At 63.7% G+C, this 19,716-nt stretch carries 18 protein-coding genes; 10 read left to right on the forward strand and 8 right to left on the reverse strand.

Annotation, left to right across the window (positions count from 1 at the left end; genetic code table 11):
• Positions 1–82: 82 nt before the first annotated feature.
• The 4 genes from NR164_RS12940 to NR164_RS12955 are packed head-to-tail and all read left to right on the forward strand — an operon-like array spanning position 83 to position 5,609.
• Positions 83–1,246, forward strand: coding sequence for an isovaleryl-CoA dehydrogenase (locus NR164_RS12940; RefSeq protein WP_057004448.1), 1,164 nt, complete (start codon positions 83–85; stop codon positions 1,244–1,246).
• A gap of 11 nt (positions 1,247–1,257) precedes the next feature.
• The gene (locus NR164_RS12945; RefSeq protein WP_046382869.1) at positions 1,258–2,865 is read left to right on the forward strand and encodes a carboxyl transferase domain-containing protein; all 1,608 of its coding nucleotides are present in this window, start codon (positions 1,258–1,260) and stop codon (positions 2,863–2,865) included.
• A gap of 15 nt (positions 2,866–2,880) precedes the next feature.
• Positions 2,881–3,687, forward strand: coding sequence for a gamma-carboxygeranoyl-CoA hydratase (locus tag NR164_RS12950; protein WP_017848114.1), 807 nt, complete (start codon positions 2,881–2,883; stop codon positions 3,685–3,687).
• Positions 3,684–5,609, forward strand: coding sequence for an acetyl/propionyl/methylcrotonyl-CoA carboxylase subunit alpha (locus tag NR164_RS12955; RefSeq protein ID WP_256822823.1), 1,926 nt, complete (start codon positions 3,684–3,686; stop codon positions 5,607–5,609). Before NR164_RS12950 ends, NR164_RS12955 begins: the two co-directional genes overlap by 4 nt.
• Here the strand turns inward: NR164_RS12955 and NR164_RS12960 are convergent.
• Positions 5,606–6,241 carry a LexA family transcriptional regulator gene (locus tag NR164_RS12960; RefSeq protein WP_017848116.1) on the reverse strand — a complete coding sequence of 212 codons (636 nt, stop codon included), beginning with the start codon at positions 6,239–6,241 and terminating at the stop codon, positions 5,606–5,608. The two genes, NR164_RS12955 and NR164_RS12960, sit on opposite strands and share 4 nt — an antisense overlap.
• Positions 6,242–6,370: 129 nt before the next feature.
• On the opposite strand from NR164_RS12960, the gene NR164_RS12965 reads away from it, so the two are divergent.
• Both NR164_RS12965 and NR164_RS12970 read left to right on the forward strand, forming a co-directional pair.
• A complete protein-coding gene (locus tag NR164_RS12965; protein ID WP_026140171.1) occupies positions 6,371–6,721 on the forward strand; it encodes a DUF6124 family protein in 351 nt (116 codons plus the stop codon).
• A 465-nt stretch (positions 6,722–7,186) separates the two neighbouring features.
• Complete coding sequence (locus NR164_RS12970) at positions 7,187–8,338, forward strand: M14-type cytosolic carboxypeptidase (protein WP_017848119.1); 1,152 nt, start codon at positions 7,187–7,189, stop codon at positions 8,336–8,338.
• A gap of 40 nt (positions 8,339–8,378) precedes the next feature.
• Here NR164_RS12970 and NR164_RS12975 read toward each other — a convergent pair whose 3' ends face one another.
• The 5 genes from NR164_RS12975 to NR164_RS12995 all read right to left on the reverse strand — a co-directional run bounded on the left by NR164_RS12975 (position 8,379) and on the right by NR164_RS12995 (position 13,825).
• Entirely contained in the window at positions 8,379–8,918 is a 540-nt protein-coding gene (locus tag NR164_RS12975) for a cytochrome b (RefSeq protein WP_017848120.1), read from the reverse strand.
• On the reverse strand, positions 8,915–9,997 hold the full coding sequence (locus NR164_RS12980; RefSeq protein ID WP_046382865.1) for a catalase family peroxidase: 1,083 nt from the start codon (positions 9,995–9,997) through the stop codon (positions 8,915–8,917). Before NR164_RS12980 ends, NR164_RS12975 begins: the two co-directional genes overlap by 4 nt.
• A 121-nt stretch (positions 9,998–10,118) precedes the next feature.
• Entirely contained in the window at positions 10,119–10,883 is a 765-nt protein-coding gene (locus NR164_RS12985; protein WP_017848122.1) for an enoyl-CoA hydratase-related protein, read from the reverse strand.
• Between the two features lie 43 nt (positions 10,884–10,926).
• Positions 10,927–12,225, reverse strand: coding sequence for a hypothetical protein (locus NR164_RS12990; RefSeq protein WP_256822824.1), 1,299 nt, complete (start codon positions 12,223–12,225; stop codon positions 10,927–10,929).
• Complete coding sequence (locus tag NR164_RS12995; protein WP_256822825.1) at positions 12,218–13,825, reverse strand: amino acid adenylation domain-containing protein; 1,608 nt, start codon at positions 13,823–13,825, stop codon at positions 12,218–12,220. Before NR164_RS12995 ends, NR164_RS12990 begins: the two co-directional genes overlap by 8 nt.
• A 198-nt stretch (positions 13,826–14,023) precedes the next feature.
• Between NR164_RS12995 and NR164_RS13000 the strand changes: the two genes are divergently transcribed.
• From NR164_RS13000 to NR164_RS13015, 4 genes are all read left to right on the forward strand, one after another.
• Positions 14,024–14,530: a sigma-70 family RNA polymerase sigma factor gene (locus tag NR164_RS13000; protein ID WP_046382864.1), complete on the forward strand. Its 507-nt coding sequence runs from the start codon at positions 14,024–14,026 to the stop codon at positions 14,528–14,530.
• On the forward strand, positions 14,527–15,264 hold the full coding sequence (locus NR164_RS13005; RefSeq protein WP_256822826.1) for an anti-sigma factor: 738 nt from the start codon (positions 14,527–14,529) through the stop codon (positions 15,262–15,264). Before NR164_RS13000 ends, NR164_RS13005 begins: the two co-directional genes overlap by 4 nt.
• 117 nt (positions 15,265–15,381) lie before the next feature.
• Positions 15,382–16,476 (forward strand): cell division protein ZapE, encoded by a 1,095-nt coding sequence (zapE, locus tag NR164_RS13010; protein ID WP_169864386.1) that lies wholly within the window; start codon positions 15,382–15,384, stop codon positions 16,474–16,476.
• A 40-nt stretch (positions 16,477–16,516) separates the two neighbouring features.
• Positions 16,517–17,830, forward strand: coding sequence for a leucine-rich repeat-containing protein kinase family protein (locus NR164_RS13015; protein ID WP_256822827.1), 1,314 nt, complete (start codon positions 16,517–16,519; stop codon positions 17,828–17,830).
• Positions 17,831–17,954: 124 nt separating this feature from the next.
• On the opposite strand, the gene NR164_RS13020 is transcribed toward NR164_RS13015, so the two are convergent.
• Together NR164_RS13020 and NR164_RS13025 are read right to left on the reverse strand one after the other, a co-directional pair.
• On the reverse strand, positions 17,955–18,662 hold the full coding sequence (locus tag NR164_RS13020) for a YebC/PmpR family DNA-binding transcriptional regulator (protein WP_017848129.1): 708 nt from the start codon (positions 18,660–18,662) through the stop codon (positions 17,955–17,957).
• 101 nt (positions 18,663–18,763) lie between these two features.
• Positions 18,764–19,621: a LysR substrate-binding domain-containing protein gene (locus tag NR164_RS13025; protein WP_256822828.1), complete on the reverse strand. Its 858-nt coding sequence runs from the start codon at positions 19,619–19,621 to the stop codon at positions 18,764–18,766.
• Between the last annotated feature and the right edge of the window lie 95 nt (positions 19,622–19,716).

Here is a 19,716-nt window from a genome sequence, read left to right on the forward strand (position 1 = left end):
GCTTACGTTAACGTAAAGGTGAGCATCCCCTCCCCCGGTGCCGTCACCCCACAACAACAAAGCTCAATAAAGGTGCCTGTCCATGAGTTACCCCTCCCTGAACTTCGCCCTCGGCGAAACCATCGACATGCTGCGCGACCAAGTGCAGTCCTTCGTGGCCAAGGAGATTTCTCCGCGCGCGGCACAAATCGACATCGACAACCTGTTCCCCGCCGACCTGTGGCGCAAGTTCGGTGACATGGGCCTGCTGGGCATTACCGTGGCCGAAGAATACGGCGGTGCCGGCCTGGGCTACCTGGCCCATGTGGTGGCCATGGAAGAGATCAGCCGTGGTTCGGCGTCGGTGGCGTTGTCCTACGGCGCCCACTCCAACCTCTGCGTGAACCAGATCAACCGCAACGGCAGCCATGAACAGAAACTCAAGTACCTGCCGAAGCTGATCAGCGGCGAACACGTCGGCGCCCTGGCCATGAGCGAGCCGAATGCCGGCTCCGACGTGGTCTCGATGAAACTGCGCGCCGACAAGCGCGGCGACCACTACGTGCTCAACGGCAGCAAGACTTGGATCACCAACGGCCCCGACGCCAGCACCTACGTGATCTACGCCAAGACCGACCTGGACAAAGGCGCCCACGGCATCACGGCGTTCATCGTCGAGCGCGACTGGAAAGGCTTCAGCCGCAGTAACAAGTTCGACAAGCTCGGCATGCGCGGCTCCAACACCTGCGAGCTGTTCTTCGATGACGTGGAAGTGCCGGAGGACAACATCCTCGGCGTGCTCAACGGCGGCGTCAAAGTGCTGATGAGCGGCCTGGACTACGAACGCGTCGTACTGTCCGGCGGCCCGACCGGGATCATGCAAGCCTGCATGGACCTGATCGTGCCGTACATCCACGACCGCAAGCAGTTCGGCCAGAGCATCGGCGAATTCCAGCTGATCCAGGGCAAGGTCGCCGACATGTACACCCAACTCAACGCCAGCCGCGCCTACCTGTACGCGGTGGCCCAGGCCTGCGAGCGCGGCGAAACCACGCGCAAGGACGCGGCCGGGGTGATCCTCTACAGCGCCGAACGCGCCACGCAAATGGCCCTCGACGCGATCCAGATCCTGGGCGGCAATGGCTACATCAATGAATTCCCCGCTGGACGCCTGCTGCGCGACGCCAAGCTGTACGAAATCGGCGCCGGCACCAGTGAGATCCGGCGCATGTTGATCGGTCGCGAACTCTTCAACGAAACCCGCTGAAGGAGCGCGCCATGGCCACCTTGCACACCCAGCTCAACCCGCGCTCGGCGGAGTTCGCCGCCAACAGCGCGGCGATGCGCCAACAGGTCGACGCCCTGCACACCCTGCTCGCCCAGGTGCAGCAAGGCGGCGGCGCCAAGGCCCAGGAGCGCCACACCTCGCGCGGCAAACTGCTGCCACGCGAGCGGATCAACCGCTTGCTCGACCCTGGATCGCCGTTCCTGGAACTCAGCCAACTGGCCGCCCATCAGGTGTATGGCGAAGACGTGCCGGCCGCCGGGGTGATTGTCGGGATCGGCCGCGTGGAAGGCGTCGAATGCATGATCGTCGCCAACGACGCCACGGTGAAAGGCGGCTCCTACTACCCGCTGACGGTCAAGAAACACCTGCGCGCGCAGACCATCGCCGAACAGAACCGCCTGCCATGCATCTACCTGGTGGATTCCGGCGGCGCCAACCTGCCGCGCCAGGATGAGGTCTTCCCCGACCGCGAGCACTTCGGGCGGATCTTCTTCAACCAGGCCAACATGAGCGCCCAGGGCATCCCGCAGATTGCGGTGGTGATGGGCTCGTGTACCGCCGGCGGCGCCTATGTGCCGGCGATGGCGGACGAAGCAATCATGGTGCGCCAGCAAGCCACCATCTTCCTCGCCGGCCCGCCGCTGGTAAAGGCCGCCACCGGCGAAGTGGTCAGCGCCGAAGACCTCGGCGGTGCCGACGTGCACTGCAAGATCTCCGGCGTGGCCGACCACTATGCCGACAGCGATGAACACGCCCTGGCCCTGGCCCGGCGCAGCGTGGCCAACCTCAACTGGCGCAAACAAGGCCAGTTGCTGCAACGCACGCCAGTGGCGCCGCTGTACAGCGGCGAAGAGTTGTACGGCGTGATCCCGGCCGATGCCAAGCAGCCGTTCGATGTGCGCGAAGTGATTGCGCGACTGGTGGACGGCTCGGTGTTCGATGAGTTCAAGGCGCTGTTCGGCACCACCCTGGTCTGCGGCTTTGCACACTTGCACGGCTACCCGATAGCGATCCTGGCCAACAACGGGATTCTGTTCGCCGAAGCCGCGCAAAAAGGCGCGCACTTTATCGAGCTTGCGTGTCAGCGCGGGATTCCGTTGCTGTTCCTGCAAAACATCACCGGTTTTATGGTCGGCCAGAAGTACGAGGCCGGCGGTATCGCCAAGCACGGCGCCAAGCTGGTCACGGCGGTGGCCTGCGCCAAGGTGCCGAAATTCACCGTGATCATCGGCGGCAGTTTTGGCGCGGGTAACTACGGTATGTGCGGCCGCGCCTACGACCCGCGTTTTTTGTGGATGTGGCCCAACGCGCGCATCGGCGTGATGGGCGCCGAACAGGCGGCCGGCGTGTTGGTGCAGGTCAAGCGCGAGCAGGCCGAACGCGCCGGCAACGGCTTCAGCGCGCAAGAGGAAGCGGCGATCAAACAGCCGATCCTCGACCAGTACGAAACCCAGGGCCACCCGTATTACTCCAGCGCACGCCTGTGGGATGACGGCGTCATCGACCCGTTGCAGACCCGCGACGTGCTGGCCCTGGCCCTGTCTGCCGCACTGAACGCCCCCATCGAGCCGAGCCGCTTCGGCGTGTTCCGCATGTAAATGGAGCTGTACCCCATGAACGATTTCAACACCCTCGAACTGATCACCGACAGCCGTGGTTTCGCCACGCTGTGGCTCAGTCGCGAAGCCAAGCACAACGCGTTCAACGCCGAGATGATCCGCGAACTGATCATCGCCCTCGACCAGGTGCAGGGCAATGCGTCGCTACGCTTTCTGGTCCTGCGCGGGCGCGGCAAACACTTCAGCGCCGGCGCCGACCTGGCCTGGATGCAACAGTCGGCCGAACTGGATTACGCCACCAACCTCGACGACGCACGCGAACTGGCGGAGCTGATGTACAACCTGGCCAAGCTGAAAATCCCGACGCTGGCAGTGGTGCAAGGCGCAGCCTACGGTGGCGCGCTGGGCCTGATCAGTTGCTGCGACATGGCGATCGGGGCCGATGACGCGCAGTTCTGCCTGTCGGAAGTACGCATCGGTTTGGCGCCTGCGGTGATCAGCCCGTTTGTGGTGCAAGCCATCGGGGAACGCGCGGCGCGTCGTTATGCGCTCACGGCCGAACGCTTTGGCGGCGAACGCGCGCGCGACATCGGCTTGCTGGCGGAAAGCTATCCGGCCGAAACCCTGGATCAACAGGTCGACCACTGGATTGCCAACCTCCTGCAAAACAGCCCGGCAGCGATGCGTGCAAGCAAGGATCTGCTGCGCGAAGTCGGTAACGGCGCCCTCACCCCGGCGCTGCGGCGCTATTGCGAAAATGCCATCGCCCGGATCCGCGTCAGCGCCGAAGGCCAGGAAGGTTTACGCGCATTCCTGCAAAAACGCCCACCCAGCTGGCAGTCGCAGGAGCCACGCTCATGAGCACACTGACCACGATACTGGTGGCCAACCGTGGCGAAATTGCCTGCCGCGTGATGCGTACCGCCAAGGCGATGGGGTTGACCACCGTGGCGGTCCACAGCGCCACCGATCGCGATGCGCGCCATAGCCGCGAAGCCGATATCCGCGTCGACCTGGGCGGCAGCAAAGCGACCGACAGTTACCTGCAAATCGACAAACTGATCGCCGCCGCCCAGGCCAGCGGCGCCCAGGCGATTCATCCGGGCTACGGCTTCCTTTCCGAAAACGCCGGTTTTGCCCGTGCCGTCGAGGCGGCCGGGCTGATCTTCCTCGGCCCGCCCGCCTCGGCAATCGACGCCATGGGCAGCAAATCCGCCGCCAAGTCACTGATGGAAACCGCCGGCGTGCCGCTGGTGCCGGGCTACCACGGCGAAGCTCAGGACCTGGACACCTTCCGCGCCGCCTGCGCGCGCATCGGCTACCCGGTGCTGCTCAAGGCCACGGCCGGTGGCGGCGGCAAGGGCATGAAAGTGGTCGAGGACGTCAGTCAACTGGCCGAAGCCCTGGCTTCCGCCCAGCGTGAGGCGCTGTCGTCCTTCGGTAACGCGCAGATGCTGGTGGAGAAGTACTTACTCAAGCCACGCCATGTGGAGATCCAGGTATTTGCCGATCAGCAGGGGCACTGCCTGTACCTCAACGAGCGCGATTGTTCGATCCAGCGGCGCCACCAAAAAGTCGTCGAGGAAGCCCCGGCGCCCGGCTTGAGCGCCGACCAGCGCCGGGCGATGGGTGAAGCCGCGGTGCGTGCGGCCCAGGCCATCGGTTATGTGGGCGCGGGCACGGTGGAGTTTTTGCTGGATGCCCGTGGCGAGTTTTTCTTTATGGAGATGAACACGCGGCTGCAAGTGGAGCACCCGGTGACCGAGGCGATTACCGGCCTCGACCTGGTGGCCTGGCAGATTCGCGTGGCCCAGGGCGAAGCGCTGCCGATCACCCAGGCGCAGGTGCCGTTGATCGGCCATGCGATCGAGGTACGCTTGTATGCCGAAGACCCGGCCAATGATTTCCTCCCCGCGACCGGCCACCTGACGCTGTACCGCGAATCCGCACCCGGCCCGGGCCGCCGCGTGGACAGCGGCGTCGAGCAAGGCGACAGCGTTTCGCCCTTCTACGACCCGATGCTCGGCAAGCTGATTGCCTGGGGCGAGGACCGCGAACAAGCGCGGCTGCGGCTGTTGAGCATGCTCGACGAGTTCGCCGTCGGCGGACTCAAGACCAACCTGGGCTTTGTGCGACGTATCATCGCCCATCCGGCGTTTGCCGCCGCCGAGCTGGATACCGGCTTTATTCCGCGCTATCAGGACGAACTGCTGCCGGTGCCCGGAGCGTTGAGCGACGAATTCTGGCAGGCCGCGGGTTCGGCCTTCATGCAGAGCCTGCCGGCCGGCGACGGGCCGTGGGCAGACACTCGCGGCTTTCGCGCAGGGCTGCCCGCCGAAGTCTCGCTGCACTTGAGCTGCAACGGCCAGGATCGCCTGGTGACGTTGGCGCAACACACGCCGCGACTGCAAGGCGAACAGCTGCTGATCGACCATCAGGGCGTGCGCCGTGCCCATCTGGCCGTGCGTAGCGCAGGCACGCTGTTCCTGCGCTGGGAGGGCGACATGCATGCCGTCAGCCTGTTCGATCCGATTGCGGCGGTCGAAGCCAACCAATCCCACCAAGGCGGCCTCACCGCGCCGATGAACGGCAGCATCGTGCGGGTGCTGGTGGACATCGGCCAGACCGTCGAAGCCGGCACGCAGTTGGTGGTGCTGGAGGCGATGAAGATGGAACACAGCATCCGCGCGCCCCAGGCCGGCGTGGTCAAGGCACTGTTCTGCCAGGAAGGCGAAATGGTTGCCGAAGGTTGCGCGCTGGTCGAGCTTGAACCCGCGGACTAGAACTTCGCCGTGGCCTGCACGACGACGCCGAGGATGCGGCAATCGTCGCTGAACAGGCGCTTGGGGTAAGTCGGATTGAGCGGCACCAGGTACAGCTGGCCGCTCTCTTCGCGCAACTGGCGGAAGGTCGCCTGCGGGCTGTGCGCCCACTGCGCGACCACCAGCTTGCCGGGTTCGGCATCGATGGCCGGGTCCACCAGGATCATCATCCCGGCACCGATGCTCAGGCCACTGGGCGCGGTCATCGCGTCGCCGACCACGGGCAGCCAGTAAGCCTCGCCCCGGGCATGGTAGTCCGTCAGTTCGAAGCGCGCCGCGCCGTAGGCCGGGCGCTCTTCGCGAAGTTCGCACACGCCTTTCCAATCGCTGACCGGGTAGCGGAAGTACGGGTTGTAGTGTGGTGGCCCAACCGGCAGCGCATCGGCCTTGCGACGAATATCCAGCGCGACTTCCAGGGAGCCCAGCCCCAGCGCCTCCAGCACCCGGTTCATGTCCGCCAGGCTTGGCACCCGGCGCTTGTTCAGCCAATGCCCGACACCGCCCTGGGACATGCCCAGGCGTTCGGCCAGTTCATCCTGCGTGACCTTGCGGTCTTTCATGTTGGCCCTGACCAACGCGATCCATTTATCCATGGGGCCTGACAATACGTCGCGTATTTTTCAGGGCAATAAACAGTTTGTAGTAATCCATAAAACGACATAAATACGATACGTACTATCATCGGGTATCAGCGTTTCGACACCCAACCCGAGTACCGCCCTATGACGACAAGCCCGTATCGCCTGCCCTGCGAACCCGAATCCCATGAGCTGCTCGACATGCGCAGCAGCGGCGCCGCCCAACGTGCGCTGGATTACTATTTGAAAGAAGAGATGTGCGCCTCGGCCCCGAACGACGCCTTCTTCAGCATCAAGCCCGGTGTCAGCCCGGAGGAAGCCCTGGTGCATGCCTCGGACCTGTTACGCAGCGCGGCTGCCACAGCCTACGAATCGGCGAGCAGCCATCAAGGCAACCAGCGTGACCTGGCATTTTCAGTGGTGTATTTGATTGATATGGCGAAGGCGATGGTGGAGCGATCGTTGCAGGCGCCGCAGGCTCAGGACGGTGCATGAGCCACGCGAAAGAAAAATATTTCTATCCCACGGATAAAAACATTTGACTTGCAAATGATAATGATTATTATTGGATCAAGCTGATCGCGAGATCAGTCGATAGACCAAGGGACCTTAGGTCGGACTCTTGGAATATCTCCTCATCAGGCTAATCACGGTTTTTGACCCGGCTCTTTGGCCGGGTCTTTTTTTTGCCAGTGTTTCTGGCTTGGCTTCAGGCTAATGAAGACTGTGTGTTGCTTGATGGCACGCATGATAGCAAAAGACCATCGTCAAAAGAAAGTCGGGCGACCGCTCTGGCTCAGACCTTTGCGAAATAGCACTTGAGAATCAATCTCATAGATTCTAAGCTGCTGCGGCGTCAAGGATGACGCCCCCCTCCTCCCGCAACAATTTTGCATCCGGATTTTGCCCGGCCTCTGTGTAAGATAACCGCCACAACACTCATACTCAGGCAGCCAGACTATGACCGTGGCCTTGACCTCCATCAAAATCAGCACCAACTTCGACAGCGGCAACATCCAGGTTCTGGATGCCAGCGATGCCTATCACTTGTTGCTGGCAATCAAACCCGATACCCGCAGTCACCATTTCCAATGGTTCCACTTCAAGGCCGAAGGCATGCACGTGGGCCACACCCACACCTTCCGCCTGAGCAATGCCGGGCAATCGTCCTATAAACACGCCTGGAGCGGCTACAACGCCGTGGCGTCGTATGACCATGTCAATTGGTTTCGGGTGCCTACGCGTTTCGACGGCGAAACCCTGCACATCAGTCTCGAAACCCGTGAGAAACACGCCTGGTTTGCCTACTTCGAACCCTACAGCCGCGAGCGCCACGACTGGCTCATCGACCAGGCGCTGAACCATGCGGGCACCCGCTTGCTGGCCACCGGTAAAAGTGTCGAAGGCCGCGATATCCAACTGTTGCGCCGTGGCAAAGGTGGCGAAGGTCGGCGCAAGGTGTGGATCATCGCCCAGCAGCACCCCGGCGAGCACATGGCCGAATGGTTTATGGAAGGCATCATCGAACGCCTGCAACAGGACGGCGACGCCGAGCTGAAAAAGCTGTTGGCCGTCGCCGACCTGTACCTGGTGCCGAACATGAACCCCGACGGCGCGTTTCACGGCCACCTGCGCACCAACGCCATGGGCCAGGACCTCAATCGCGCCTGGCAGAGCGCCAGCCAGGAGATCAGCCCGGAAGTGCTGTTCGTCCAGACGCAAATGGAAAAGTATGGCGTCGACCTGTTCCTCGATATCCACGGTGACGAAGAAATCCCCTACGTATTCGCCGCCGCCTGCGAAGGCAACCCCGGTTACACCCCGCGTATCGAAGCCCTGGAAAAGCACTTTCGCAGCCACCTGAGCGCCTTGACCCGTGACTTCCAGACCACCCACGGCTACACCCGCGACCTGCCGGGCGAAGCCAATATGACCCTGGCCTGCAATGCCGTCGGTGAGAAGTACGACTGCCTGTCGCTGACCCTGGAGATGCCCTTCAAGGACAACGACGACGCGCCCAACCCGAACACCGGCTGGTCGGGCAAACGCTCGATGCAGTTGGGCAAGGATGTGTTGAGCAGCGTGGCCGATATCGTCAGCCTGTTGCGCTGAATGTGGCGAGCGTGCTCGCCACACGGATCAAGCGCGGGCCTCAGTCCTGGGTGCCCGTCATGCTCTGCAGCACGCCGTCACGGCGAATCAACCCATGGAACAGCGCCGCCGCCAGGTGCAACAACACCGTGAAAAACAGCACGTAGGCAAGATAGCCATGGGCCTTGCGCAGCACCGCGAACAGCGGTGCGTTGGCCGACACCAGCGCCGGCAGTTGCACCGAATGGCTGAGCATCACCGGGTCGCCCGCCGCCGAAATCATCGCCCAGCCGAGCAGCGGCAACACCAGCATCAAGGCATACAGCAGCCAATGGGAAGCCTTGGCCGCCAACACTTGCCATCGCGGCAAATCGCCAGGCAACGGCGGTTGGCGCGTGGAAAAACGCACCGCCAAACGCACGATCACCAACGCCAGGATCGCGATACCCAGCGGTTTGTGCAGGTGGATCAACCATTCATGCCGTTCGGAAACCGACGCTGCCAGGCCCGCGCCGATAAACAGCATGGCGATGATCATCAGCGCCATCAGCCAGTGCAGCAGGCGTGCCAGGGGGGCGAAAAACCGTGGTTGGGCATTCATGGCTTCGACTCCTGAGGGGTGCGGTGCAACGGGCTGACTTCTGCGGCGCGGCGCAGGTAGGAACTGGCATAGGCGGCCGAACGCGCGGCCAATAGCGGGTCATTCGAAGCCTCGATGCCGCTTGGCAGAATCAGCGGATCGAAGTTGATGTCGCGGCAATCGCCGTCTGCTTGCGCTTGGCTGCTTTGCAGCACCAGGGTGCCGGCGTTGAGTATTTTGTGTTCGCCGATCCAGGGTTTGCTTGCATCGTCGAGCGGATCGCCGGGGTTGGCCAGGGTCAGGTTCAACTGCCAACGCAGCGGTCCGGAAGCCAGGCGTTGCACCAGGTCTTTTTCCAGGAAGTCACTGCCGGCTGGCGCGGTATCGCCCACAGCATCCTGGCTTTGCGCGACAACCGCCCAACGCACGGCCTGGCGCTTGCCATCGGCGCCCACCAGGAAAAACGCGTTGATGCCGTTGTAGGTTTCCGTCGCATAGCTGGCGGATGGCTTGGCCGTCTTGACCCACGCCAGGAACGGCGCGGCCTCGGGATGGGCCGCAAAGAACGCCGGCATATTCGCCGGGTTGGGCTTGCCGGTGGCCGGATCGGGCGCGCCGGCCTTGAGCAGTTGGTAGAACGCCTCGGGGGTGCCCACCGGAAACACCGGCATGCTGTTCATCCCGGTGCGCCACTGCTGGCCGTTGGCCTGGCTGAATTGCACGGCAAAACTGCGGATCGGCACACTGCTGTCCGGCGCGTAGGGGTTACCGCTGGGCAAGGCAAACCGGCCGATCAATGGGGTCCTGGCCGCATTGAATACCTGGGCACTGGAGTAGGCACGCGCCTCGGCGCTGCTCTCGAAGTACCCCGCGACACATACGCCCTTGGCATGGTTGCGCCGAAACCCCGGGTGGATGCCGTTATTGGTTTCCAGGGCATTGACCAGGGTTTTGGGCTGCAGGCGTTGTGGGTCGAAGGTGCCGTTGACGTAGGCAAACGCCCCGGCGACAGCCGCTACCACGCCACCGATACACGCCAGCCTGATCGCCAGGCTGGCCGTGCTGAGTGGCGGACGGGGCGGTGATGAGTGATCTACCATGAAAAGCTCCAGGGCACATGGCCAAGGGGAAATTGAGCTATGAGACGAATCCCATGTAGGTTTATTCCTCCTTCACTGTAGTTTTTTTTCAGAGCAGCCCAGCGCCGAGTCCTTGGCCCTCCTACACCCGATTAAACGCGGCCGGTCGCTTGTCGAGAAACGCCTGCATGCCCTCCTGCTGATCGGGCGTGGCGAACAGACTGTGGAACAGTCGGCGTTCCAGCCGCACGCCCTCGTGCAGCCCGAGCTGCAGGGATTGCTCGACCGCCTCGCGCGCCGCCCGGGTGGCCAGGCGAGAAAAACCGGCGATTTGCGCGGCCACTGCCAGCGTCTGCTCCAGCAAGCTCGCCGCCGGATAGACACGCGACACCAACCCGGCCTGTTCAGCCTCATGAGCCGTCATCGGCCGCCCGGTCAGCACCAGATCCATGGTCTTGGCCTTGCCGATCAAGCCTGTCAGACGTTGGGTCGCCCCCATGCCAGGGATCACGCCGAGCTTGATCTCCGGCTGGGCAAAGGTGGCGCTATCGGCGGCAAAGATCATGTCGCACATCAGCGCCAGTTCGCACCCTCCGCCGAAGGCGTAACCGTTGACGGCGGCGATGGTCGGCGTGCGCAAGCGGGTAAATGCCTCCCAGCCGACGAAGTAATCCTCGTTGAGCATGTCCTGATAGGTCTTGCCGCTCATCTCCTTGATATCGGCTCCGGCGGCAAAATACTGTGCACCGCCGGTGATGACAAAACACCCGACCTGAGGGTCCTGGTCCAGGGCCTCCAGACAAGAAACCAGCTCGGTCATCAGCGCCGAGTTCAGCGCATTCTTGACCTGGGGACGATTGAGCCTGACCAGGACCACCCGACCCTGACGCTCGATCACTACATTCATAGGCACCTCCATTGATTGATATCGTTTAATGAACACACACGCTTCACGAATCCCAGATCGCGCCATAGGCGGGTATCCCCCGGGCTTCCAGCTCTTGCACGACCTGCTGCGTCAGTCGTTGGTTGGCGATACAGATCACAGCCTCCGCGCCACAGGCTTGCACGGCGCCGTAGGCCAACTGCACCAGGTCAGGTTTGCCGCGCTCATCGGTGTCCCAGATCAACGCGTCGGGCTGGGCACCCAGGATCTCGTCGACCCATTCGTCGCCGTAGGTCTTGCGCGGGCTGCGGGTCGACCAGATCAGCTGGATCGGCAGCCGCGCCGCAAGTAAATGCGGCATGACCGGGCCGATCCCGCTGCCGGTGGCGACGTACACCACCGACTTGAACAGGGTTTCCACATGGGCCACGCCAGCGGTGGTGATGCCCTTGACCCACACATGGCGCGGCAGGTCCTCGATAAACCGCCCCGTCCAATCCCCGGCGCGGGAAATGGTCAGCCGAAACCCGGTTTGGCCCGGTGTGGGGATGTTGGCAAACGAGTGCCACTCCAACAGCGGATGTCGGCTGATCGCGGTCGACGAACCGGCGAATGGCGTGGTGTGGGTAAAGCGCGTAATCACCGCATGCCCGGAAGGCCGCGTGTGCTCAACGGCGACCTTGCGCAGCCGCAGCCAGGGCAGCGCGATGCTCAGCGTCAACAGCACCAGCATCCAGAACGCGCCACTGTGCAGCAGGCTCGCACCGCGTTCGACGGACGCCAGCAAGGTCAGCACCCAAAACAACAGCAACGCGGCCCACCCCGCAAACCGATGAACCCGCTCGAAGCCATTGTGAAATCGCCCCCGGATGCGCGGTTGCGCCATGCCCACCATCAACAGCAACACGCCGAGCAGCGTCGCGCCAAGCCACAACCCAGCGAACGAAACGCTGCCCGGCCGCTGCAGATAGTCCGTGGCCTGCACACCGACCCACCCCGCGAACCAGCCCGTGGCCGCCAGGGCCGCGCCACTGTGCAGCCCGCCGACGTGGTACACCTTGGCCGCGCTGCGCCGCACACGCAGCGGCCAGGTGACGGGGATGCGCGTCGCCAGCCAGAACAACGCATTGATCAGGTATTGCTGGCGAATCAGGATGGCCAGCGACAGGTTGATCAGCACCAGCGACGACAACGTCTGGGTGCTGACGCCCTGCAGGCCGACGCCCAGCACCGCAAACGCCAGGTTGCTGAGCAACACCAACGCCGCCAGGCGGTTGTAGTAGGAAAACACCGGCAACGCCGTCCAGCGCCGCCAAAGCGCCGGTTTGGGCGGCACCACGGTTTGGCTCAGGGCATCAAGCATGGCCGGGCTCCTGCACCGCGAACGCCTGCACGGCCACCCACCTTTCACGCGCCCGTTGCAGCAACAGCGCCTTGTCGATCTTGCCGCGGGCGGTCAGTGGAAAATGCTCCACTGCGTCGATCAGCGCCGGCACGCAGTAGTAGGCCAGGCGCTGCTCGCATTGGCGTCGGCAGGACGCCACATCGGCGCTGGCCGGCGAAACAAAGGCGACCAAGGTGCGGCTGTCGAGTTTTAGCGTGACGGCCCGCGTGCAGCCATCGCCGGCTTCCAGGGCGCTGGACACCGCGTCCAGCTCTACCCGGAACCCGCGGACTTTCACTTGGTCATCGACGCGCCCCAGGTGCTCGAGTTGCCCGTCGGCCGTCCAGCGTCCCAGGTCGCGTGTGCGGAACATCATGGCGTCGCCGCCCACAAAGGGGTCCGGGCGGTACCGTTCGTGGGTCAATGCGCGGTTGTTCAGATAACCCGCCGTTACCCCGGCGCCGCCCGCCCACATTTCCCCGGCTTTCCCCGCCTCACAGGGGCGGCCCTGTTCGTCGAGCACATACACGCTGTTGTTGGGGGTCGGCTGGCCGATGGTCAATGGGGTGCCAGGCACATGCCGATGCAGCGTATTGACGATGGTGGTTTCGGTGGGGCCGCAGCCGTTGTAGAACGTGCAATACGCCGCCCAACGCTCGGCCAGGGCCTGGGAACAGGGTTCTCCGGCGACCGCGACCACCTGGAGATCGGGGCACTGCCGAGGATCGAGGCCGGCCAGGATCGAAGGGGTTGCGATCAACACATGGCACTGTGCAGCGGTCTGCGCAATGGCTTTGCCGCGAATCAGCAACGTCGCGCCATGGGCCAGGCAGCCGAGTATTTCCCAGGCCGCCATGTCGAAGCCGATATTGAGGATCTGCCCGACGTTGCGGCCCGGCGCCATGCCCATCCGCCCGGGCTGCGTCAACAGGATGTTGCATACGTTACGGTGACTGACACACACGCCGTTGGGGCGCCCCGTGGTGCCGGACGTGAACAGCACGAAACACAAGTCGTGGGTGTCGACGACGGCGCCCACCGGCTTATTGTCCTGGGTGATCCAGGGCACTTCGGCCAGGAACGTGTCCAGGCACAAGCTGCGATGGGCGGCGTCTGACGGGATGCGATCCGCCAGGTGCGACAGGGTCAGGATCAGCGGGCTGGTCAATGACTCGAGGACCATGGCCAGTTGCAGGGGCGGGACGATTCTGGCGTCCTGCGGCACATACGCGGCGCCGACCTTCAACACGGCCAACAGGCCCACCAGCATGGGGATCGAACGCTCGACGAACAGCGCCACAGTGTCGCCGCGTTTGACGCCCTGCTCGATCAAGCCCGCGGCCAAACGATTGGCTTGGCGGTTGAGTTGTTCATAACTGATGCGCTGCCCCGCACACACTGCCGCCGTCGCATGCGGTGCCAGCGCCGCTTGCGCTTCGATGGCGTGGTGGATACAGGCGGCGCTCGGCGGGGTCGATGGGCCAAAGCCCCATTGTTCAAGCAAGGCGCGCTGCAGGACAGGCAGAGGCGCCAGCATGGGCGGGGAAAAAAGCGGTTTTTCGGTCGGTGAAAACATCATGGATACACCCTCATCGGTTGACTGCCGAAAAATGGCTGGCAGGTACGAGGGTGGATTGAGGTACGAGCCCGCGATTACAGGCGCTCAGGCTTTACAGAAACTTCTCACCGACACGCGTAAAGTTTCTTTTCATCGCGAGTGGAATAACCTACAGGGAGCAGCGTCTACCTGCACACAACCGGTTAGACTCGACTCCCCATGCATGAACTCGACGAACAGTTACGTGAACTCATCCCCAGGCTGCGGCGCTTTGCCCTGTCCCTGAGCCGTAACGCCAGCAGCGCCGACGACCTGGTGCAATCGACCCTGGAACGGGCGATCACCCGCTGGGCCGACAAAACCGTCGACGGCGACCTGCGCGCCTGGCTGTTCTCGATCCTCTACCGGCAGTTCCTCGATGCCCATCGGCGCACCCGGCGCTATGCGCGCATGCTCGAGTTCTTCACCGGCCGCGACGATGTGCAGCCGTCGGTCGAACGCACGGTAATCGCCCAGTCGACCCTGCAAGCCTTCGACCGGCTCAACAGCGAACAGCGCGCCCTGCTGTTGTGGGTGTCGGTCGAAGGCTTGAGCTACAAGGAAGTCGCGCAGATTCTTGACGTGCCCATCGGCACTGTGATGTCGCGTCTGTCCAGGGCGCGCCAAGCCCTGCGTCAACTCAGCGATGGCGAAATGACCAGCCCTTCCCTGCGGATACTCAAATGATCAGCCTGCCCCCCAGCGAACGCGATTTGCATGCCTACGTCGACCAGCAACTGCCGGAGAGCGATCGACGCGTGCTGGAAACCTACTTGGCCGCCCACCCCGAGGTCGCCGCCCAGGTGCATGCCTGGCAGCAGGACGCGCACGTATTGCGCGCTGCCTTGAGTGGCGCGTTGCAGCAGCCAGCCAACCCGGCCCTGGACCCGGCGCTGATCCGCCAGCGCATCAAGCAGCAGTCGCGCCGCCATTTCGCCACGGCGGCGGTGTTGCTGATGGCGGTCAGCCTCGGCGGCCTGGGTGGCTGGCAGGCGCGCGAAGCCACGCAACCGCCCATGCTGCCCATGGCCGATGCCATGCAGGCTTACCGCCTGTTTGCCCAGGACGGTGTGCTGCCCGCCGACTATCACGCCCAGGGCAACGCCACGATGCAAACCTGGCTCGACCGCTATTTCAACCAGGCCCAGCGTCTGCCCGACTTGAGCCAGGCGGGTTTCAGCCCTGTCAGCGGGCGCTTGCTCAGCACTGAACAAGGCGCGGCGGCGATGGTGCTGTACGAGGATCGGCAAGGCCGGCACATCAGTTTCTACATCCGCCCGCCGGGCCCGGAAAATAACTTCCTGCCCCGCGGCAGCCGCAGCGCCGATGGTTTGCTCGCCGAGTACTGGTCCGGCGGCGGGTACAACTACGCAATGGTCAGCCCGCAGGGGCTGCCGACCACGCCGCTGCTGCAGTTCTGAAGCCCACGCCCCGTAAAGGCCATGCGTTTTCGAGATGGCTGGCGGCGCGCTTCGCTATTGGTCAAATCCCGATTGTCGCCCTAAAGTGAGCGACCACCGCACACAGAGTGACTCCCCTTGGCGCCGCGTTCCCTGATCCGTCGTTTGCTCGGTAAAAAACACCCCACCCACGACGACTCCCCCATCCCCACCTTCTTTCAGACCAAGGCCGAGCAGCACGGCTATACCCTCAGCGCCGCACAGGCCCGGGCGATTGCGGCGATGGCGCGCGAGACCCACCACCTGCTCGCCGGCCAGCCCACCCGCAGCCTGTATTTGCACGGGCCGGTGGGGCGCGGCAAAAGTTGGCTGCTGGACGGGTTTTTCCAGGCATTGCCGATCGCCGAAAAACAACGCGTGCATTTCCATGATTTTTTCGCCCGCCTGCACCGGGGCATGTTCGCCCACCGTCAGCACCACGACGCACTGGCGGTGACCCTGGATGCGCTGCTGGACGGCTGCCGCGTGCTGTGTTTCGACGAATTCCATGTCCACGATATCGGCGATGCGATGCTGATCAACCGCCTGTTCAAGGCGTTGTTCCAACGTCGCGTCCTGGTGCTGGTGACGTCCAATTATCCGCCGCAAGGGCTGTTGCCCAACCCGCTGTACCACGAGCGATTCAAGCCGGTGATCGACCTGATCGCAGCGCGCATGGACGTGCTGGAAGTCAGCTCGCCCAAGGACTTCCGCAGCCTGCCCCAGGCCCATGCCGAACAGCGCTTCAGCAGCGGTCGGTACGTGTGGCCGGGGACACCGGCGCAGCGAACCGCGCTCGGGCTGCCGGCCACGGATTGCCCGGCGCAGGTGCTGACGGTCGGCAACCGCCAGTTGCGCTGCCGCAGCCAGCAGGCACGGCGCATCGCCTTCACCTTCCATGACCTCTGCGAACAACTCACGGCGGTGATGGATTACCTGCTGCTGTGCCAGGACTTCGACGAGTGGATCATCGACGGGCTACCGCATCTGGCAGACTGTCCGATCGCCGTGCAACAGCGCTTTATCAACCTGGTGGACGTGCTCTACGACCAGGATAAACAGCTGATCCTGATCGGCGCGCACCCGCTGGAGCAGGCCTTGAGCGGCCAGGCCATCGATCTGGCGCGCACCGCCAGTCGCCTGAACCAATTGCAGGCGGTCCGCCCGCAACACACGCCCGACCCGGTATCATGAGCGCCTTTTTACGCCCCCTTGCCGAGTGACCGCGCCGTTCATGAATACCCTCGCCCAACTCAAGGCCGGCCAATTGGCCGGCATCCAGCGCCTGGACCTGTCCTGTGGGCTGACCGAATTCCCCCGGGAAATCTTCGAACTGGCCGACTCACTGGAAATCCTCAACCTCAGCGGCAACGCCCTGAGCAGCCTGCCCGACGACCTGCATCGCCTGCCGCACCTGCGTGTGTTGTTCTGCTCGGACAACGCCTTTACCGAACTGCCGGCCTGCCTGGGCCAATGCGCAAAGCTGAGCATGATCGGCTTCAAGGCCAACCGCATCCGCCACGTGCCGGCCGCCGCGTTGCCGCCGCTGTTGCGCTGGTTGATCCTCACCGATAACTGCATCAGCCAACTGCCCGACGAATTGGGCGAGCGGCCGCTGCTGCAAAAACTGATGCTGGCCGGCAACCACCTGGCGCACCTGCCGCCAAGCCTGGCCAATTGTCACAACCTGGAGCTGATCCGCATCGCCTCCAACCGCCTCACCGGCCTGCCCGATTGGCTCCTGGCGCTGCCCAGCCTGACCTGGCTGGCCTACGCCGGCAACCCGGTGGAAACGGCGGCGGACGTGGCCGCCGACGATGCGACGCCCGACATTCCATGGTCGGCGCTGGAACTGGCCGAGGTGCTCGGGGAAGGCGCCTCCGGGGTGATCCGCAAGGCGCTCTGGCAGCCCTCGGCCAAGCCGGTGGCGGTCAAGCTGTACAAGGGCAGCATCACCAGCGACGGCTCACCGCTGCACGAAATGCAGGCATGCATTGCCGCCGGGCTGCACCCCAACCTGATCAAGGTGGAAGGCCGCGTGGTTGGCCACCCCGACGACCAGGCCGCGCTGGTGATGGACCTGATCGAGCCGAGCTACCGCAACCTCGCCGCCCTGCCGAGCCTGGCGTCCTGCACCCGCGACATCTACGAACCGGCTACCCGCTTCAGCCTCGCGGTGGCATTGCGCATGGCTCGCGGCATCGCCTCGGTGGGCGCGCACCTGCACCGCCATGGCATCACCCATGGCGACCTGTACGGCCACAATATTCTGTGGAACGCGGCGGGCGACTGCTTGCTCGGGGATTTCGGCGCGGCGTCGTTCCATGCCACCGCCGACACCGTAGAAACCCGGGCACTGCAACGCATTGAAGTGCGTGCGTTCGGAGTGTTGCTCGGGGAGTTGTTGCAGCGGATCGACGTAGGCTTGAGCGACACCACACGCCAGATCCTGGAAAGCTTGCAGGCGCGCTGCTGTCAGCCCGAAGTGCTGGCGCGGCCGGGCTTCGAGGAAGTCGAAGCGCTACTGCAATCTATTCCACAGCACTGAACCCAACGTGGGAAGGGGCTTGCTCCCGATGGCTGTGGCCCATTCAACATCATCGTTGACTGACACACCGCTATCGGAAGCAAGCCCCCTCCCACAGTTTTGAGCGCGTTTATTCAGGCATGGATCAGCCGGCCAGGCCGACGAACATATCCTGCACGTCGTCATGGTTGTCCAGGCCTTCGAGGAAGGCTTCGACTTCAGCCATCTGCTCGTCGGTCAACCCCGTCACCGGGTTCTTCGCGATATAGCCCAGTTTGGCCGACAGCACGGTAAAACCCTGCTCCGGCAGCGCTTTCTGCACGGCGTCGAGGTCGGTGGTTTCGGTGATGAACAGGGTGGTGCCCTCTTCTTCGCCCTCTTCGAAATCCTGGGCGCCGGCTTCAATGGCCGCCATTTCAGGATCGGCGTCCGGGCTGTCCGGCGCGGCTTCGATCAGGCCGACGTGGTTGAAGTCCCAGGCCACGGAGCCGGAAGCGCCCAGTTGGCCCTTGCGGAACGCCACGCGGATTTCCGCCACGGTGCGGTTGATGTTGTCGGTCACGCACTCAACGATCAGCGGCACCTGATGCGGGGCGAACCCTTCGTAGGTCACGCGGTGGTACTGCACGGTTTCCCCGAGCAGACCGGCGCCTTTCTTGATGGCGCGGTCCAGGGTTTCCTTGGGCATCGAGGCTTTTTTGGCCTGCTCCACCACCAGACGCAAGTGGGCGTTGGTCGCGGTGTCGGCACCGTTACGGGCAGCGATGGTGATCTCTTTCACCAGTTTGCCGAAGATCTTGCCCTTGGCATTGGCTGCCGCTTCTTTATGTTTGACTTTCCACTGTGCGCCCATGACTTGCTCTCTTCCTCATCCATCGCGCCGAGACGTCTACTGGCCGGCGCTTTGGGGGCAGAGTTTATAGGGCAAAAACGCAACGTTCCACCAAAAAACCTTCACGGCGCCAGCTCGAAAAACGCCTGAATCAAACGCAGCGACCGACGGCGCTCCATGCACCCCAACATGTGTCGGTTGAGCAGCCCCTGCCCGTGGATCGGCAGCGCACACACGCGCGGGTCCGGGCTGACCTCCATCGAGGACACCACGCCAACCCCCAACTCGGCGGCAACGGCTTCGGTCACCGCTTCACGGCTGTCCAGCTCCAGCAGCACTTTCGGCTGCACCCCGGCGCCGAGGCAGGCGTGATCGAAGGTGCGCCGGGTAATGGAGCCCGGCTCGCGCAGCACCATGATCACCTCGTGCAATTGCTCCAACTGAATGCCCTGGGCCAGCATCGCCCACGGGTGGCCGGCCGGCACCAACGCGCAGATCCTCGATTCGCCCAGCGCCTGCAAGTGCAGACCGTTGCGTGGTTCGACTTCGGTGAGCACCGCCACATCCGCATGCTCGGACAGCAGCGCTGCCAGGGTTTCCTGGGCATTGCCCAGGCGCAGGTTCACGGTGATCCCTGGGTAGCGCGCGCGCAGGCTGGCGATCATCGGCATCACCAGGTGCGGGCCATCGGCCGCCACTTCGAGGCGCCCGCTGAGCAACTGCCGATTGGCCTCCAGCAGGGCCTGGGCTTCGTCCACCAGGCCAAAGATCGCCCGGGTGATCGCTGCCAGGCGTGTCCCCTCTTCGGTCAACTCGACGCGCCGCGCGGTGCGGCGCAACAAGGGGATCTGGTAGTGCTCTTCAAGGGCCTTGATGTGCCCGGTCACCGCCGGCTGGCTGATGAACAACCGCGCCGCCGCGCAGGTAAAGCTGCCCTCGCGGGCCACTGCGTCGAATGCGCGCAGTTGGAACAAATTCATGTTGAGTGACCTTTCTATCGGCCTGACTGATAGCTCGCATAACAACAAACAATTTGATTGATGACAAGCCAAACTGCAATTTAGGCGCCGTAACG

This window comes from Pseudomonas sp. Pse79 (assembly GCF_024519615.1).
Lineage (GTDB): Bacteria > Pseudomonadota > Gammaproteobacteria > Pseudomonadales > Pseudomonadaceae > Aquipseudomonas > Aquipseudomonas veronii.

Excerpts from the sequence above, each read along its gene's own strand:
- NR164_RS12945 (WP_046382869.1), top strand. The coding sequence starts at position 1,258 with ATGGCCACCTTGCACACCCAGCTCAACCCGCGCTCGGCGGAGTTCGCC.
- NR164_RS12985 (WP_017848122.1), bottom strand. The coding sequence starts at position 10,883 with ATGAATGTAGTGATCGAGCGTCAGGGTCGGGTGGTCCTGGTCAGGCTC.
- NR164_RS13020 (WP_017848129.1), bottom strand. The coding sequence starts at position 18,662 with ATGGGCGCACAGTGGAAAGTCAAACATAAAGAAGCGGCAGCCAATGCC.
- NR164_RS12995 (WP_256822825.1), bottom strand. The coding sequence starts at position 13,825 with ATGATGTTTTCACCGACCGAAAAACCGCTTTTTTCCCCGCCCATGCTG.
- NR164_RS12975 (WP_017848120.1), bottom strand. The coding sequence starts at position 8,918 with ATGAATGCCCAACCACGGTTTTTCGCCCCCCTGGCACGCCTGCTGCAC.
- NR164_RS12940 (WP_057004448.1), top strand. The coding sequence starts at position 83 with ATGAGTTACCCCTCCCTGAACTTCGCCCTCGGCGAAACCATCGACATG.
- NR164_RS12955 (WP_256822823.1), top strand. The coding sequence starts at position 3,684 with ATGAGCACACTGACCACGATACTGGTGGCCAACCGTGGCGAAATTGCC.
- NR164_RS12960 (WP_017848116.1), bottom strand. The coding sequence starts at position 6,241 with ATGGATAAATGGATCGCGTTGGTCAGGGCCAACATGAAAGACCGCAAG.
- NR164_RS13005 (WP_256822826.1), top strand. The coding sequence starts at position 14,527 with ATGATCAGCCTGCCCCCCAGCGAACGCGATTTGCATGCCTACGTCGAC.
- NR164_RS12980 (WP_046382865.1), bottom strand. The coding sequence starts at position 9,997 with ATGGTAGATCACTCATCACCGCCCCGTCCGCCACTCAGCACGGCCAGC.
- NR164_RS13000 (WP_046382864.1), top strand. The coding sequence starts at position 14,024 with ATGCATGAACTCGACGAACAGTTACGTGAACTCATCCCCAGGCTGCGG.
- NR164_RS13015 (WP_256822827.1), top strand. The coding sequence starts at position 16,517 with ATGAATACCCTCGCCCAACTCAAGGCCGGCCAATTGGCCGGCATCCAG.
- NR164_RS12950 (WP_017848114.1), top strand. The coding sequence starts at position 2,881 with ATGAACGATTTCAACACCCTCGAACTGATCACCGACAGCCGTGGTTTC.
- NR164_RS12970 (WP_017848119.1), top strand. The coding sequence starts at position 7,187 with ATGACCGTGGCCTTGACCTCCATCAAAATCAGCACCAACTTCGACAGC.
- NR164_RS12965 (WP_026140171.1), top strand. The coding sequence starts at position 6,371 with ATGACGACAAGCCCGTATCGCCTGCCCTGCGAACCCGAATCCCATGAG.
- NR164_RS13025 (WP_256822828.1), bottom strand. The coding sequence starts at position 19,621 with ATGAATTTGTTCCAACTGCGCGCATTCGACGCAGTGGCCCGCGAGGGC.
- NR164_RS12990 (WP_256822824.1), bottom strand. The coding sequence starts at position 12,225 with ATGCTTGATGCCCTGAGCCAAACCGTGGTGCCGCCCAAACCGGCGCTT.